This is a genomic window from Vibrio fluminensis, assembly GCF_015278125.1.
GTDB classification, from domain to species: Bacteria; Pseudomonadota; Gammaproteobacteria; order Enterobacterales; family Vibrionaceae; genus Vibrio; species Vibrio fluminensis.
On record NZ_JADILO010000005.1, the window covers coordinates 22,917 to 38,443 of the forward strand.

Annotated in this window: 13 protein-coding genes; 8 read left to right on the top strand and 5 right to left on the bottom strand. The window is 45.2% G+C overall.

Annotated features, from left to right (window positions below):
* From IRQ95_RS05630 to IRQ95_RS05645, 4 genes are all read left to right on the top strand, one after another.
* Positions 1 to 1,113, top strand: coding sequence for a vWA domain-containing protein (locus IRQ95_RS05630; protein ID WP_194436029.1), 1,113 nt, complete (start codon positions 1 to 3; stop codon positions 1,111 to 1,113).
* On the top strand, positions 1,106 to 2,881 hold the full coding sequence (locus IRQ95_RS05635; protein WP_194436030.1) for a vWA domain-containing protein: 1,776 nt from the start codon (positions 1,106 to 1,108) through the stop codon (positions 2,879 to 2,881). The genes IRQ95_RS05630 and IRQ95_RS05635 overlap by 8 nt, the downstream gene beginning before the upstream one ends.
* A complete protein-coding gene (locus tag IRQ95_RS05640; RefSeq protein ID WP_194436031.1) occupies positions 2,878 to 4,266 on the top strand; it encodes a BatD family protein in 1,389 nt (462 codons plus the stop codon). The genes IRQ95_RS05635 and IRQ95_RS05640 overlap by 4 nt, the downstream gene beginning before the upstream one ends.
* A 168-nt stretch (positions 4,267 to 4,434) precedes the next feature.
* On the top strand, positions 4,435 to 5,337 hold the full coding sequence (locus IRQ95_RS05645; protein WP_194436032.1) for a LysR family transcriptional regulator: 903 nt from the start codon (positions 4,435 to 4,437) through the stop codon (positions 5,335 to 5,337).
* Positions 5,338 to 5,453: 116 nt separating this feature from the next.
* Here IRQ95_RS05645 and IRQ95_RS05650 read toward each other — a convergent pair whose 3' ends face one another.
* From IRQ95_RS05650 to IRQ95_RS05660, 3 genes are all read right to left on the bottom strand, one after another.
* Positions 5,454 to 5,795: a YgiW/YdeI family stress tolerance OB fold protein gene (locus IRQ95_RS05650; RefSeq protein ID WP_075652804.1), complete on the bottom strand. Its 342-nt coding sequence runs from the start codon at positions 5,793 to 5,795 to the stop codon at positions 5,454 to 5,456.
* Positions 5,796 to 6,056: 261 nt separating this feature from the next.
* Positions 6,057 to 7,037 carry an HAD family hydrolase gene (locus IRQ95_RS05655; RefSeq protein ID WP_194436033.1) on the bottom strand — a complete coding sequence of 327 codons (981 nt, stop codon included), beginning with the start codon at positions 7,035 to 7,037 and terminating at the stop codon, positions 6,057 to 6,059.
* An 87-nt stretch (positions 7,038 to 7,124) separates the two neighbouring features.
* Complete coding sequence (locus IRQ95_RS05660) at positions 7,125 to 7,793, bottom strand: formylglycine-generating enzyme family protein (protein ID WP_431358048.1); 669 nt, start codon at positions 7,791 to 7,793, stop codon at positions 7,125 to 7,127.
* Between the two features lie 315 nt (positions 7,794 to 8,108).
* On the opposite strand from IRQ95_RS05660, the gene IRQ95_RS05665 reads away from it, so the two are divergent.
* From IRQ95_RS05665 to IRQ95_RS05675, 3 genes are all read left to right on the top strand, one after another.
* A complete protein-coding gene (locus tag IRQ95_RS05665; protein WP_194436034.1) occupies positions 8,109 to 9,443 on the top strand; it encodes an anaerobic sulfatase maturase in 1,335 nt (444 codons plus the stop codon).
* A gap of 12 nt (positions 9,444 to 9,455) precedes the next feature.
* Positions 9,456 to 10,547 carry a tetratricopeptide repeat protein gene (locus IRQ95_RS05670; protein ID WP_228481305.1) on the top strand — a complete coding sequence of 364 codons (1,092 nt, stop codon included), beginning with the start codon at positions 9,456 to 9,458 and terminating at the stop codon, positions 10,545 to 10,547.
* A 142-nt stretch (positions 10,548 to 10,689) separates the two neighbouring features.
* Complete coding sequence (locus IRQ95_RS05675; protein ID WP_194436035.1) at positions 10,690 to 11,019, top strand: DHCW motif cupin fold protein; 330 nt, start codon at positions 10,690 to 10,692, stop codon at positions 11,017 to 11,019.
* 238 nt (positions 11,020 to 11,257) lie between these two features.
* On the opposite strand, the gene IRQ95_RS05680 is transcribed toward IRQ95_RS05675, so the two are convergent.
* Positions 11,258 to 12,940, bottom strand: a complete 1,683-nt coding sequence (locus tag IRQ95_RS05680; RefSeq protein ID WP_194436036.1) for a VRR-NUC domain-containing protein — start codon at positions 12,938 to 12,940, stop codon at positions 11,258 to 11,260.
* A 62-nt stretch (positions 12,941 to 13,002) separates the two neighbouring features.
* Positions 13,003 to 14,235: an L-lactate MFS transporter gene (locus tag IRQ95_RS05685; RefSeq protein ID WP_194436037.1), complete on the bottom strand. Its 1,233-nt coding sequence runs from the start codon at positions 14,233 to 14,235 to the stop codon at positions 13,003 to 13,005.
* Positions 14,236 to 14,627: 392 nt separating this feature from the next.
* Here IRQ95_RS05685 and IRQ95_RS05690 point away from each other — a divergent pair, with 392 nt between their 5' ends.
* Complete coding sequence (locus tag IRQ95_RS05690) at positions 14,628 to 15,167, top strand: DUF3332 domain-containing protein (protein ID WP_194436038.1); 540 nt, start codon at positions 14,628 to 14,630, stop codon at positions 15,165 to 15,167.
* The last annotated feature ends 360 nt before the right edge of the window (positions 15,168 to 15,527 follow it).

A 15,527-nucleotide genomic window follows, 5' to 3' on the forward strand; every position in this document is an offset into this window, starting at 1 on the left:
ATGAATAGCGTTTTATCATCTATCCACTGGAGCAGCGTTGAATTAGCGCATCCGATGTGGCTAGTTATTTTACCGTTACCTCTGGTCGTTTATTGGCTTGTTCCCGCTTATCGCACCAAACAGACGGCGATAAAAGTGCCGTTTTTTGGTCAACTTGTCGCAGCCATTGGTGAGTCGCCAACTCATGGTGCAAGTCAACTAAGTCCAAGCTGGTGGCAGCGTGCAACCTTAGTGGTTTCATGGCTGTTGGTGGTGTTGGCGCTGGCAAAACCTACCGTATTGGGTGAGCCACAAGTGCGTGAAAGTTTAGGTCGTGATGTGATGGTGTTGGTCGACTTGTCTGGCTCTATGGCTGAGCAGGATTTTACCTCGAAAAACGGCGACAAAGTTTCTCGTTTAGAGGCGGCGAAAGAAGTGTTAGGCGAATTTGTCCAAACCCGAAAGGGTGACAGGTTAGGGCTGATTTTGTTTGGCGATGCTGCTTTTGTGCAAACGCCGTTTACTGCCGATCAGAAAGTCTGGTTGGAGCTCCTACAACAAACAGATGTGGCGATGGCAGGACAGAGTACGCATCTTGGCGACGCGATAGGTTTAGCCATAAAAGTATTTGAGCAAAGTAAGCAAAGCCGTAATGACGCTGGTGATGTTAACTCACCGCAGCTAGTGGCAATAGTGCTAACCGATGGCAATGATACCGGGAGTTTTGTCGAACCAATCGATGCGGCAAAAGTAGCCAAAGCGAAAGATGTTCGTATCCACGTGATAGCGATGGGCGATCCGCTCACTGTTGGCGAGGTGGCGTTGGATACAGAAACGATGGATCGAATTGCAAAAGAATCTGGCGGCGAGTCTTTTCAAGCACTAAACCGAGATGAGTTGGCAGAGGCTTACCAAGCGATTGGTGAGCTCGAACCTCAGTTGTACGAAAGCACCACCTATCGCCCCAAACAGAGCTTACATCATTATCTGATCGCAATTGTGGTGGTGATCTATTTGGCGGCGTTTAGTTTGGCGACGCTGAAACGTCGGATGCTTGCCACGACTATGAAAATAAGCACCACGAAAGCGCGCACTCAGCCCACTAACCAATCACAAGGAGAACATGATGTTTGATTCTCTTACGTGGCTAACAGGTGCTTGGCTAACAGGTGCTTGGCTAACAGAAGGTTGGCTAGCGGAGCTGAGCCAATTTCACTTTATTCGCCCACTATGGTTACTTGCGTTCTTGCCGATGGTGTTGTTGATATGGTTGAGATGGCGGGAAGACAATAAACCGAGTTGGAAAGATGTACTGCCAGCGCATCTGCGTGATGCACTTACCATTGGCGAGCGCGGTTGGCGCAAGCAATTACCCCTTAAATTGCTTATGGCGATTGTGTCGGTCGCGATTGTGATTTGTGCGGGTCCTAGTTGGCAGAGAGAAGCCTCACCATTTGGTGAAGACCAAGCGTCATTGCTGGTGGTTTTGGACAACAGTGATTCCATGTTGGCGACCGACATTGCGCCAAGTCGTTTGGAGCGTTCTAAACATAAGATACGCGATTTGCTGAAAGTGAGAAAAGGAGGGCGCACAGGGTTGGTTGTTTACGCGGGTTCCGCGCATGTCGCGATGCCTATTACACAAGACAGTAAAGTGTTTGAGCCCTTTTTAGCGGCGATTGAGCCACAAATAATGCCTATTGCAGGCAAACAAGCAGAGCAAGCGTTGCCGCTGATTAAACAACAATTGTCTGACCAAATAGGTGCGAGCGTATTGTTGATAAGCGATGGTGTTAATCCAACCACTGTTGAAGCCTATCAACGTTTTTTCGCGCAAGGTGAACATCAGCTTTTGATACTCGCGGCGGGCAATCGTAACGTAGTCAGTAACAATCCTATCGATATCGACTCACTACAAAATTTGGCGTCTGCGACCGGAGGCAAGGTGGTGGAGATCAGTGTCGATGATAGCGATATTCAACAACTCAATCGTATGATTGAGCGAAATATGCAGCTTAATGGTGAATCGTCCATGCCATGGAAAGATATGGGCTATTACTTGCTAATACCGATGGCATTGGTGATGTTAGTCTGGTTTAGAAAAGGTTGGCTGGTGCAATGGTGTGTTTCTGCGTTGTTGGTTGCTCAGTTAGCGTTTGTGCCGCCAGTGCAAGCAGAGACGGTGGCGATTAAGGCAGAGCAAGTAACGGTATTAGAAACGCGCTCAAACTGGGACAAGTTTACTCAGTGGTGGTGGGATTTATGGTTAACGCCGAATCAGCAAGGTCAGCGTTGGTTCAATCAGCAAGAGTATTTGCAAGCGGCAAAACACTTTGTTGATCCATTGAGAAAAGGCACCGCTTACTACTATGCCGGCGAATACAAACTTGCTCATAGTGCCTTTCTTGAGATGCTCAACGACCCAGATCCTGATGTGGTTAATTATGGTTTGTATAACGCTGCAAGTGCCTTAGCGAGACAACGAGAGTACTTAGCTGCGCGAGAACTATTGCAAAATCTTGCTGACGACGAGCAGCTTAATCCGGCATTAAGGACAGACGTTGAGCACAACCTGACAGTGATTGCAGGTATCGTCGAAGAGATAAACCGCACCAGTGAAAGCCAAGCGGGCACGACAGATGGACCAGAAGAGTCTTTTGAGCTTGATGATGATAAACCGCGCACAGCGGATGGGGCTGACGAAGAAACAGTGGCGGAGCTTATGCTCAAAGAAACGTTAAACGCCAATGAAATTCTCGGTAGTGAAGAGTTAGCCGATAAGTGGCTTAAGCGTGTTGAAGCTGACCCTAAATTCTTTTTGCGCGCCAAGTTTCAAATTCAACTGCGTGAAGCATCGAATTTTGTGGCAGAACCAACTGCTGAGAGTGAGGATAAACAATGAAAGTAAACCGCGTTCCCACCGTTGTTTGGCTGGCGTTGATTGGCTCGCTGTTCTTTAGCTCACTGTTTTTTAGCACGTTGAGTTTGGCGCAAGAGAATCAGGGATTATCCATTTATGATCTGCAAGCAAGCCAGAATGTGGCGATTTCTGCTTGGGTAGGTGATAAATCCAATCCTGCGTCGAGCGCTACGTTTAGCGTCAACCAGCAGGTCATCCTCAATATTGAGGTTGCCACGCCGCGCTGGTTTACCGGCGGTACGCGTATTGGCAGTGTCGAAATCCCTAATGTGATCGCTAAGCAGCGCAACCAACTGGCGACCAACTATACCGAGCGCAAAGATGGCAAAACTTGGTCGAGGCAGCATTGGGAAGTCACCCTATATCCGCAAGAGTCAGGCGAGTTTGTCGTTCCGCCAATTGCGGTAAGGGTTCAGGTATCCGCCCCTGATGGTAGCAATGTATCGGGTACACTCTATACAGAGCCTGTACGTTTTACTGCTCAATTACCGTCTGGCTTGCTTAGCGATAAAGCGAACTGGTTTGCAGCAACAAACGTAACGGTTGAGCAGCAGTGGTTTACCTCCAATGACGATCTGCAAGTCGGCGATTCTGTTACGCGCGCGATCACTATCCAAGCACAAGATAGCTTATCAATACTGTTACCGGATTTACTACAAGCCCCTGTAGAGTCCTCAGCAAAAGCTAAGCAACACTCTCAAGGGCAACCACCGACACGTTTATATCAAGTCTATCCGATGCCAAATCGTCTTGCGGACTCTCAAAGCCGAGGAGACTATCAATCGAGCCGTGAAGAGCAATCGGTCTATGTGTTGCAACAAGGGGGAGAGATTGCTTTTCCCGAGTTAACATTTCAGTGGTGGAATACACACAAAAACCGTTTAGAAACGGTGACAATTGAAGGGCGTCGGTTTGAGGTTCAACATACCGTGAAATCATTTGTCATTATGTATGCAAAAGGTTTGTCGATAGCCGCGACGCTATTCTTGCTGATCGTTTTAAGTGTGTATGCGGCTAAACGTTATTTTAAACATCATGCAAAGCCAGCTTGGCTTGTATTACATCAATTAATTAAACAAAGAGAGTGGGGGAAAATCCGATTATTTATCTACCGTGAGTTGAGAATGACCAATGGCGATTTGGAGTTGGCTAAATTTAAACCAGACGACCAGTGGCGTGAGAGCAGTCAGCGATTTCAAGCGGGGGAGCAAGATAGTCATTTAGCGCGAAAATTGTGGCTAACGATTGGAAATAAGCGAAAAAACAATCGCTCTAAGCGTGGATTTCGAGGTTCAATACCGCCAGCGTTACCCCAACTTGAACGTTTGCTCAATACTATCAATAGCACAAATAAAGCAGACAAATAAAGCAGACAAATAAACCGCGCAGAGACCGGATCAAAATCGCAATTATTTAACGCGCCACTAACTTAACTATCGAAGAAGTTCCTATACTATCAGTAACTTTGGTCATTGTTACTGTGGTAGTAAGTACTTTAGTAATATGTGCTTTGGTAATAAGTGCTGTGGAGCGTTATGAAAAATACTGATCTCAACTTAGTCCCAATTTTTGTCGCTATCTATGAGGAACAAAACCTCTCTAAAGCGGCCGTGCGGCTGGAGATCAGTCAGCCTGCGGTGAGTAAAGCGTTAGCGCGATTAAGAGATATATACGACGAACCCCTTTTTCATCGCTCACCTAATGGCGTGGAACCGACCGCTTTTGCGATGGATATCTATCCCGCCATGGGCGCGGCATTAAAGAACTTTACTTCTACACTCTCAGCATCACGAGACTTTGATCCTAGTATCGCCAATAAAACTTTTTCAATTGCCTGTGTCTCGGTGGCGAGTTATGAACTTATGCCGCAACTGTTCAAGCAAATCCGTCAAATTGCACCGCACATCAGTTTAGAAATCCATCCACTTTTTACTGAAGATCATGAAAGTGATCTTCGTCTGCAACGTTACGATCTGATTGTTGATATGGCGCCAAGAGGGCGAACGATGCTCAAGTTTGAAACGATATTTTCTGAGCGTTTAATGGTGGTGTGCAGTGAGCACCATCCAAGAATTAAGGGCTCAATTACGGTGGAGCAATTTCTCACAGAGCAACATGTGGTGGTATCACGTTGGCAAAGCCGGCAAAGTTTGATGGATGAAGACGATATTGCTGAACTGAACAAGCGAGACATCGTTTATCGCGCGTCTGGTGCGCTGGAAATGTTACCAGTCATTCACGATAGCGAACTGATCGGCATGTTACCAGAATCGACCATCAAAGCCTTTTCTGATGCTTACCAAATCAAAGGCGTACCACTACCATTTAGTGACAAAATCCATGATTTGTGTGCGATATGGCATCCAAGTAGAAGTAATGAGAGTGCGCATATTTGGTTGAGAAATCAGCTTAAACTGGCGGGTAAGACGATGTCATAACGGGATAAATAATTAAACTTGAGTAATATGGCGAGTGTGAAATCGCGAATCATTAGCTCAGTAATGCTCGCGAATTCACAGGCTAGAACCGGTGGTATCTAACGGTGGTATCTAACTTAGATTTTTTGTACTGAATCGACGTCGATTTTAGGCGTGCTCCACTCTGAATCAACTTCACCACGGATCACTACGCGATCGTTTGGAGTCACATCAACACCCATCCAATCTTCATCATCGATTTCAATTTGAATTTGACCTGTCTCATCTTTAAACAGGTAAGTTTCATTGCCAATTGATTCAATAATATTACCTGTTAGTAGAACAGCACTATCATCAGCAGCATCATTCGCTTGTTTAACGGTATTCACTGCCGCGGTTTCAGGACCTTTGAAAGCAGCAAAAGCAGGAGCAGTAATCACTGAGCAAGCGACAACAATAGCTAGGAGTGTTTTTTTCATTTTAGTTTTCCTATTTAGGTGACTCGGTCATAACCGCTAGGTTAGTCAGTCATGATTGAGTTCTGAACTTTATACAACGGATTATGCGCCTGGTTGTGTGAAGTGATCGTGAAGAAAACAAAGTATGCAGAATTGGTGTGATGTGCCAGGTATGATGGAAAAGATTTGATGTGTAAGGTGCGAGTGATAAAAAGCCCCACAGCGTAATGTATCCGCGGTGAGGCTCAGTAATGGAGCGCTTCGCTTACCCGATGATGGGGGCTAGTAGATCGTGCACCATTCGTTTTTCATGTCGATCAGATGCCAATTGTCACGTTGGTTTGCTTCATCCATCGCTTTATCAAGATGACCGACACTGGATTTTCTATCGTACTGCCATTCTCGCTCGGCGTCAGTATGGTGAACAATCATTGCCATTGAGTTGGGTTGGCTCGTTGCCCATTGCATCATAGCGTGGTCGCCATCCGAGTTACCGACTGCGAGAACCGGCTTCTTACCGATGATGTGTTGAATGTTTTCAACTTTGCCGGCTTTGTCGTCAATGGTCAGGATCTCACCGAGTTTAATCACTTGCGGCTGACCATTGTTGTAGTCGTATTGGTATTTTAGTGCGCTGCCAATAATTTGCTCCGCAGGGATGTTATACACCTCAGGAGCCCATGCGCGCATAAAGTCTACACCACCACCTGAAACGATGTAGGTTTTGAAGTCGTTCGCTTGTAAATAAGCGAGCATTTCCTTCATCGGTTGGTAAGTCAGCTCGGTGTAGGCTTTTTCAAAGCGAGGGTCTTTTGCAGCGGCAATCCAATTTGCAACTGTGGTTTGGTATTCTTCTACCGTCATACCACTGTGGGTTGCGGTGACTATCTCAAGTAGTGCTTCTTCACCGCCAGCGAGAACGCTTTTTACATCATCTTCGAGCACAAACTTAAACGGTTCTTGAGTTTTCCATTCAGGATGTTGCTCCGCCATCTTCTTTACTTGGTCAAATGCGTAAGCGAGTTGAAAGTAATAAGGTTTTTCTGACCAAAGTGTGCCGTCGTTATCGAATACCGCGATGCGTTCAGCAACGGGAACGAATGAATCCTTGCGCTCATCAGTCGAGTTTTCGACATAGTTTAAAAGCGCGGTTTTACTACTACCATCTTTCCATGAGGGTAGTAGGTTAGGGTCACAATCAATCGCCACCGCGGAGAATGAGAGGGTTGATAAGATTGCTAGAGCACAGAGGTTTGTTTTCATAGTTGTTGTTACCCATTTTTAAGTAAGAGTGGATTCAATCATGTACTGCTAGGGGACTAACCTTGCCCATCTGTAAAGAGAACGTGGTTATCGGTCTTTGGCGAGACGCAGTCCCATGTCAGACATAATTATAGATTGGCTAGCAAAATCACGACGGAAATTTTCCGACTGTTCAGCATCATAGGCGAAGCTTCCACCTCGTACTGACTTGTGTGCTAAACCAGAATCGCTGTGTTGTTGATTATTTGGATTATCATTGCCACCCCAGCGATAGAATGTGTCGTCAAACGCATCCATAACGAACTCACCTACGTTGCCCGTCATGTCATATAGCCCTAGCTCGTTGGGCTGTTTCTGTCCGACAGGATGAGCGCGGTTTTGCGCGTTACCGGCATACCAAGCGACATCATCAATGTTGTTTGAGCCCGAGTAGGTGAAACCTTGGCTTTTATTGCCTCCTTGGGCGGCAAATTCCCACTCGGCTTCGGTCGGTAAGCGATAGGTTTCGCCAGTTAATAGATTGAGCTGTTCGACGAAGTAGTTCGCTTGCTGCCAGCTTAAGTTGTTGACCGGAATATCATCGCCCGGGAAGTAACTGAGAGAAGAGCCCATCACGCTTTCAAACAGCGCTTGTGTGACCTCAAACTTGGCCAAGTAGAAACTATCTACACGCACTTCTCTTGCTGGCGTCTCGGCTTTGCTGGCACCGTTTTGCTCTGAGCCCATCACAAAGTGACCGCCTTCAACGAGCACCATCTCTTGATCGATTTGCAGTGCAATAGGATGGGGCGTATCTGCACTGCAACCATTGAGCAGGGCTAACAAGCTAAAGATTGAGATAATCTTTATCGGCGAACGGTTAACTGGTGTCATAGGGCGGCTCTCGTTAGTAAGTTCACCATCAACACTAGCAATAAACGCCATGAAAAAAGGTTATATACGCTATAACAAGCACCGGTTAAGGCGAGGATTTATGATGTGGTTATTCCATAGTTAGCCCAGATCGATGGCTAGCTCAGGTCGATAGATAACTCAGCTCAACCATCAATTCGCTCAACGATTAGGTGACTTATGCATATTACTCAAGGTCCACAGTTTAACGGTAAAGCTTCCAAGCGTTTACATGTCATGGCTAAGCCAATAGGGGCGGCATGCAACATTGACTGCACCTATTGCTACTACCTAAGTAAACAGGAGTTACTTGAGTACAAAAAAGGATGTTCACCAGTGATGAATGAAGACACCTTAGAGACATACATTCGTCAGTACATCGAGGGACAAAATACCCCGGAGATCATTTTTTCATGGCAAGGTGGTGAACCGACCATATTGGGCGTGGATTACTTTCGTCGCATTGTCGAGTTACAACAAAAGTACTGTCCTGAAGGGGTGAGTATTGCCAATGATCTACAAACCAATGGTACTTTGCTGACCGACGAATGGTGCCAATTTTTAAAGCAGCATAACTTTCTGGTTGGACTAAGTATTGATGGACCAGAAATGTTGCACAATGCTTACCGAACCAATAAGGCAGGACGCGGCACATTTAAGCAAGTGATGAAGGCAGTCGAGTTGCTGCATAAGCACCAAGTGAACTTCGCGACCTTGACTTGCGTGAACAATCTGACCAGTTGTAACCCTTTAGAAGTGTACCGATTCTTACGTGATGAAGTGCGCTCACCGCAAATGCAGTTTATTCCCATTGTGGAACAAAAGAGTTTTCGCAGTACTGCGCCACAAACATGGTCGGCAACTGAACAATTAAAGCAGGGCGATAAGCGTTTAATTCCTGGCAATAAAGACTCAATCATGGAGCCTTGGTGCGTGTCTGATCAAGCTTGGGGTAATTTCCTTATCACGATATTTGATGAATGGATTGCAAACGACATCGGTAAGGTCTTCGTTCAGTATTTTGAAGCGAGTGTCGAGCGATGGATGGGGCGTGCGAACCCGCTTTGCACATTGGGTGAAATCTGCGGTAAAGGGTTAGCCATGGAGCCCAATGGCGATGTCTACACATGCGACCATTACGTCTATCCCGAGTATCAGACAGGTAACATCCATAGACAAAATCTTGAGAGTTTGGCTTACAGCGCGCAGCAGCAGAAATTTGGTTACGGCAAGACGCGCAATCTTACTGAGCAATGCAAAGCGTGTGACTATCAATTTGCCTGCAATGGGGAGTGTCCGAAAAATCGTTTTATTCGTACACAAGCAGGCGAACCAGGACTCAATTATCTGTGTGCGGGTTGGCATAAGTTCTTTGCTCACGCAGATAAATCACTGGCTTATATTCTGCGTGCGACGGGGAATCCGGTCGCTTTTGGCAAATATAGCGACGAGCAGTTAAAGCAGCAGTTACAGCAGCGCCAAGTCTCGAGCGCTGGCTTTGCAACGCGATTTTAAGTGAGGTTTGATATGAAGAAATTCACGATAAGAAAAGTCGCGTTGATGTTGACGCTTGTGTTTGCAGCACCGACTTTTGCTCAAACAGGTACTCCTCAAAGCGCCCAAGTACACAACGAGTCACTATCCAGTACCCAAGCCAGTAGTTCGGTTACACAAGCGCCCAACACAAGCATTAGCCAGCCATTAAGTCAGCATATTGCAGATTTGTCTTATCAGGCGCAGGACAAAACACTCGATTCTGCCCAACGAGCGAAAGCGTTACGAGAGCTAGCTCAGTACCCGAACCAAAATGCCTTGGTTGCGGTGGCGCGAGGGTTGAAAGACCAAGATGCAGAGATTAGAGAGGCGGCGGTGATTGCTGCAGAGCCCTACGGCATTGAATATCGTTGGCGTTTGTTGTCACCACTGCTTAATGACGCCAATCATTCAGTAAGAGTCACCAGTGCGGCGAATTTAGTGCGTGATTATCAACGGTTAGAGCCCGTTCAGCAGCAACAGCTGAGCCGCCCTATTGCGGAGTTGATTGATTACCTAAAGCCTCAGCAGGAGAGTTCATCACGGTTATTGCTGGCTGATGTCTATCGTTGGCAAGGCGAGTGGCAACAAGCGGACGTTATCTATCAAGCATTATTAGCCAAACAGCCGGATAACCGACAAATTTGGTTAAGTTTAGCCGATAACTATCGAGCGCAAGAGCTCGATAAGGCGGCGTTGGAAACGCTGAATAGCGCAATTCAAAGAGTCCCTGCAAATGCCTTGAAAAATGCCCCTCTGCATTATTCAAAAGCACTAACACTTGTACGTTTAGAGCGTCCAGAAGAAGCGGCTCAGGAAATGGCGATCGCAGCAAGTTCAGCAAAAGACAATAGCTACTACTGGTATTTAAATGGCGTGTTGCAAGAGCCTATTAACGTTAAAACTGCTACCAGTTCGTTTGAAAAAGCTTACGTAATTTCAGGTGCGCCCGAACAGCTATATGCCTTGTGTGATATCTACCTTCGCCACGATAACGCAAAAGGCACTCAGTGTTTGGCTGAGCTTGAGATGATTGCGCCGCCTTATGTAATTGAGAAGCTCAAAACAAGTCGCAGTGAATCTTGAGGTGCCTATAAACTCGTTTGCATTACATAAATTTATGCGGTTAAGAACACATTTATCGGCTGTTCACCATCAGCAGAGTTTTGTTACTTTAGTCATATTCGTTGTTAGAACGCAAATGAAATGATGAAAGGAGCAGCGGTAGATGGAGATCAACAACTTACCTTTTGGTATCACTGAATGGGAAAACGTTGAAGTTACACAACATTCCGGCGAGACGGGGGTAGCATTGTGGCGAACCAAACATTTTGGCGAGCTACGAGTACGTATGGTGGAGTATTCAGAGAACTATCTTGCGGACCACTGGTGCTCAAAGGGACATATTCTCTTTTGTCTGTCAGGTGAGCTCACCACTGAATTGGATGACGGTCGCGTGTTCGTATTAAAGCCGGGAATGAGTTATCAGGTCGCAGATAATGCAGAAGCGCATCGCTCTTCTACGCTGTTGGGTGCAACGTTGTTTGTGGTCGATTAATTGAATTAGTAAGTGGTGGTAGCCATGTTTCAATGCCCCAATTGTCATGCTAAATCGATCTCTCTGATGGCGAAAATGACAGCAAAATCGAAGGAAGCTTACCTGTGTAAGATGTGCAATAAAAAGTGGCAAGTATCAACATACTTTTACGTTGCAGGCGTTATGCTGCCGCCACTGTTTCTGCTCCTTTCAAATGGCTTTGGCTGGTTGTCACTTGATATGGCGGCAATCATCGCCGTCACATTTTGGGTTTGTCTTTTGTTGCTTCAACCGCTTCGCAAATCCTATTAGTGTCAGGGTTGTTATCAACGTAACAGACGGAAAAAGGCACGCCTAGGCGGCTAAACTGTTTGAACCAGCGAATTTGGTTATCTTGCAGTTTGTCTCCGGGACCTTTGACTTCAATCCACTCAAACTGTCCATCTTTAAACGCGATAAGATCGGGCATACCATTTCGATACAGTTTTAAATCACTGAGTTGCACTTTGATTAAATTGACCAGTAGTTCAGGTTTTACGGTGCTTAACGCCAAGCTAAGCAGCTCCTCAGTGAAATGACTCCAAACGACAAACGGATTGCTTATCCCAAATTTGTTGTGGTAGTTGTCGATAACGAATTGGTGGTTGCCTTGTGCGAGTTTATCAAGCGCTCGGTTAATTTGCTTAGAGCGTTTGGCGTAAAAATCCTTATGATATAGATCCAATGGCTTGAACTGATAGGCGTTGATGAACGCCCCTTCAACTGGGGCAAATATTGCATCCCAAAGCGCTACGCCCATAATGCCATTGAGCAGCGAGTTTTCACTATAGAATACTTGCCAACCTTGGTCCTCAAAATGGTGTTTCACCGCAAGTTCAACTCGTTGCTGCGACAAGTTTAACGCTAAGTGATGCTCTTTATATGTTGGTTTTGCCACGCGAGTAATTTTAACTCCCTGTTTACGTAGCAGGCGCTGCTCAAGCTTTTGACTGATTTCAAGCTCAGAGATGTCGCTGGGTTGGTTTAAAATTAATGTGACAACGTCACTAAATTTGTCGTTTTGCTCTAGCTTGTCATAAATCCTGGCTTGTCGCTCTCTGCTTGGCGGCAGTGAAGTTTGCTTAAATAGGTTTAATGCCGTTTCAAACTCTCCGAGGCGTTCAAAGTCACGTGCGATATCATTGATAAGGTGCTGTCGCTTTCTCTCTATATATGGGTGATCAATGACGGCGGGAATTGCACCGGCAAGCTGTTTCACTACTTTCAATTGCTTTCTATCGGCATTCCAATAGCTATCCGCTAACTTACTCAGTGCCAGCAGTTGTTCGACTTGGTCGCGATGGTTGAAAAATCGTCGCTCGATGCTGAGGGGGTAATTCTCAAACTGATTTAAACCCAGATCATCGAGGACAAATTGGGTTAAGTCTTGATGAGTGTTGGCAAAGAATAGCGCTAACAGCAGGTCTATCATCTCAGCAAAGTGCAATTCAATGACCACAAAACTGAGCTCGTCAAATCGCTCAAATGGTTCATCCGTGAGTAGTTCAACCATTTGCGGTTTTTTCAGTGAGCGTGAGTGATCTAAAAATCGCTTTGGAAATAGGGGAGTTAACTCGGTTTTGGTCAGCAGAGTTTGGGCTAACTGCTGCTCGCTAATAGCAGGGTTTAGCGAAATAAAGTCTTTAGCTGCCAATTGCTCTAAAGCGAGTGGAATGGAAGGAATTTCGTTGTAGATGAGTTTGTCACTGCGAAATAACGATCCTTTGCGGCTATATAAGCGCACCAGCAAACATTGACTGGCTTTATCGAGTGAGCGATAGGCAGATATCCACTCCAGTTCTGAAATATGGAGTATATCGTTATACCAAGCTTGGGCGTGTTCAATCAGGCGATTGAAATTAGCCAGGTAATAATCTTCAGCGAGTTGTATTTGAGATTCCATAACGCACACATACAAAAAAGGCTTACCACAAGGGTAAGCCTTTTAACTTTCAATTCAAGCTATTAAGCGTTTTTCAGTTCAGCAACTTTTGCTTCTGAAAGTGGCTTAGTGATGAATGCTAGAACGATACACACTGCCATCATTACTGCAGAGATAGTGTACGCTAGAGTGTAGCCTTCACCGTTAGTCATTGAGAAACCAACTACAGCTGCGCCGATCGCACCACCAATACCCCATGCAGTGTATAGTACACCGTAGTTTGTACCGTAGTTTTTCAGGCCGTAGAACTCAGCTGTTAGAGTAGGGAATACCGCTAGTAGAGTACCGTAACCAACTGCAGCAATTGCTGTACCGATGATTAGCGTTACTTCTGATTTAAACGTTGCAAATAGCACCATGTTAATGCCTTGCAGTACGAATGCGATTAGTAGAGTGCGAACACCACCAATTTTGTCAGCAAGCATACCAGCTGCTACACGACCGCCTGAGTTAAATACCGCTAGAAGAGACGCTAGGTAAACTGCATTTGGCAGGTTAGCTTGCACGCTTGCGATAGTTGTGATGTTACCGATGATCATTAGACCAACAGAAGCTGCGAACGCGTACATGATCCATAGAGAGTAGAACTGAGGCGTTTTAAGCATCGCTTTCCAAGTTAGGTCTTCAGACTTGCTTGCCGCTTTTGGTGCTGCGCCGTCTTTAACCGCTGGCTCTGCTGGAGAGTAACCTGCTGGTGGGTTGTTGATTGTTGCTGCTAGCGGAACTGCGATAGCAAGAATACCAACACCAAGGATCATAAAGCTTGTTTGGATGCCCATGCTTTCGATTAGTGCAGACGTTACTGGCGCTAGGTAAATAGCTGCAAGACCAAAACCTGCTGCGATGATGCCGTTAACCATACCTTTCTTAGAAGAGTGGAACCACTTCATTGCAGATGGCGCAAGACATGCATAACCAAAACCGATACCAGCACCTGTGATAACACCGAACGTGATGTTTAGCATCATTGGTGAGTCAACAAAGCCAGAAGCGATCATGCCAATACCCGTTAGGATAGTACCTAGGATCAGGATCATACGTGGACCCATACGGTCTTGAAGGATACCTGCAACTAAAAGACAGATAGAGAAAGTGATTGTTGCAGTTGCGTAAGGTGCAGATGCTTCAGCTGCACTCCAGCCTGACTCAGTCACAAGCGCTTTGTTAAATACACTCCAAGCATACAGGATGCCAAGACAAAGGTTGATACAGAATCCTGCTAGCAGAATGCGCATAGCTTTATCAATCTTGCTCATTTTATTTCTCAGTTTGCCTCTATAGAAGAGGATGGTTTAACACACGATTTATTCAAAATTTGTTTGCGTTTATCAACATAAAGCGCAATGGGCGCGAATTATAACCAAATAAAATGTGATTGGAATCTCTTTTTCCACTAAATCCAAAAATAAACTTACTTTTTAAATGATTGAGTTAACGAATAAACAACCAAACATCTCGGAAGACGTTGTTTTGGACAGATTTTGTCCATGTTTATTGTGGCAACCCAGCAAAGTGCTAGGCAATAATTCCGAAAACTAAGATTTACCATGAAGGCCGAGTAAGTTTTTTGTCAATTAAGCCCACTCAAGATTCCAATGATAAGAAAGGAGGGTTAGCATGCGCGCAAATTTTCTAAAGGTAGTCACAAATGAAATTCAAAGCTGCAAAAATTGCTGTAGTGGCAGCACTAGGCGCATCTTCTCTAACTGGTTGTATGGGGCAAATGGCAACGACAGGTTTAGTCTCTAAATTCAACCTAGAGATAGTGGATAACCGTTATGCGCGTGAAGGTATGTTCTTACTATTGTCACCGGTGTACGGCTTAGCGGGTACTGTCGACCTATTCATTTTCAACTCTATTGAGTTCTGGACCGGTACTAACCCAATTTCAGGTAAATCACCAGCTGTGGTTGATACACCAACTAAAAACTACATCAAAGTAAATGACCAACTGGATCCTTCTTTAACTAGCGTACCGCTAACCAACAACAGCGATATCGATAGCGCTATCATGCAACAAATCGATGAGAACACGCTGCAGATGGAAATTACTTATCTAAATGGTGAGCAGAAAGTACTGCGTGGTGAAAAGGGTGCAGACTCGGTAGATTTCTACTTAAATGATGAATTAGTGACTACGGTTTCTAATCAAGAACTGACGAATTACATTACTTCAGCTCAGATCTAATCTACTTCGCCTTCTGGATGTCATCTTCGGAAGGCGAAAACTCTTTTTCGCCCGTCATTAAAACATCTTCATATAACCATATTTCAGCTAGCTTTTGTCTGCGATTGTTTCCTGATACATCGACTCAAATTAATGTTGAATAGAATTCGAACCGACCAATTCTTTAGTTGCATGATCGATGCAATGACTAATGTGCAAAACATTGATTTTTGTCGTAAAACTAGCTTAGGTCAAAGAGTTCTACTTGCCTACCATCTCAAGACGTTAAACGTAAAAGCTAATAGATAACTAGTTATATCGTTTATATATCACTCTCGGTCAAAGTTAATTTTATAGATATATTTGTAGTACTTTAAGCCT

Excerpts from the sequence above, each read along its gene's own strand:
- IRQ95_RS05635 (WP_194436030.1), top strand. The coding sequence starts at position 1,106 with ATGTTTGATTCTCTTACGTGGCTAACAGGTGCTTGGCTAACAGGTGCT.
- IRQ95_RS05665 (WP_194436034.1), top strand. The coding sequence starts at position 8,109 with ATGCATATTACTCAAGGTCCACAGTTTAACGGTAAAGCTTCCAAGCGT.
- IRQ95_RS05655 (WP_194436033.1), bottom strand. The coding sequence starts at position 7,037 with ATGAAAACAAACCTCTGTGCTCTAGCAATCTTATCAACCCTCTCATTC.
- IRQ95_RS05690 (WP_194436038.1), top strand. The coding sequence starts at position 14,628 with ATGAAATTCAAAGCTGCAAAAATTGCTGTAGTGGCAGCACTAGGCGCA.
- IRQ95_RS05660 (WP_431358048.1), bottom strand. The coding sequence starts at position 7,793 with ATGGTGCTCGTTGAAGGCGGTCACTTTGTGATGGGCTCAGAGCAAAAC.
- IRQ95_RS05670 (WP_228481305.1), top strand. The coding sequence starts at position 9,456 with ATGAAGAAATTCACGATAAGAAAAGTCGCGTTGATGTTGACGCTTGTG.
- IRQ95_RS05685 (WP_194436037.1), bottom strand. The coding sequence starts at position 14,235 with ATGAGCAAGATTGATAAAGCTATGCGCATTCTGCTAGCAGGATTCTGT.
- IRQ95_RS05630 (WP_194436029.1), top strand. The coding sequence starts at position 1 with ATGAATAGCGTTTTATCATCTATCCACTGGAGCAGCGTTGAATTAGCG.
- IRQ95_RS05675 (WP_194436035.1), top strand. The coding sequence starts at position 10,690 with ATGGAGATCAACAACTTACCTTTTGGTATCACTGAATGGGAAAACGTT.
- IRQ95_RS05650 (WP_075652804.1), bottom strand. The coding sequence starts at position 5,795 with ATGAAAAAAACACTCCTAGCTATTGTTGTCGCTTGCTCAGTGATTACT.
- IRQ95_RS05645 (WP_194436032.1), top strand. The coding sequence starts at position 4,435 with ATGAAAAATACTGATCTCAACTTAGTCCCAATTTTTGTCGCTATCTAT.
- IRQ95_RS05640 (WP_194436031.1), top strand. The coding sequence starts at position 2,878 with ATGAAAGTAAACCGCGTTCCCACCGTTGTTTGGCTGGCGTTGATTGGC.
- IRQ95_RS05680 (WP_194436036.1), bottom strand. The coding sequence starts at position 12,940 with ATGGAATCTCAAATACAACTCGCTGAAGATTATTACCTGGCTAATTTC.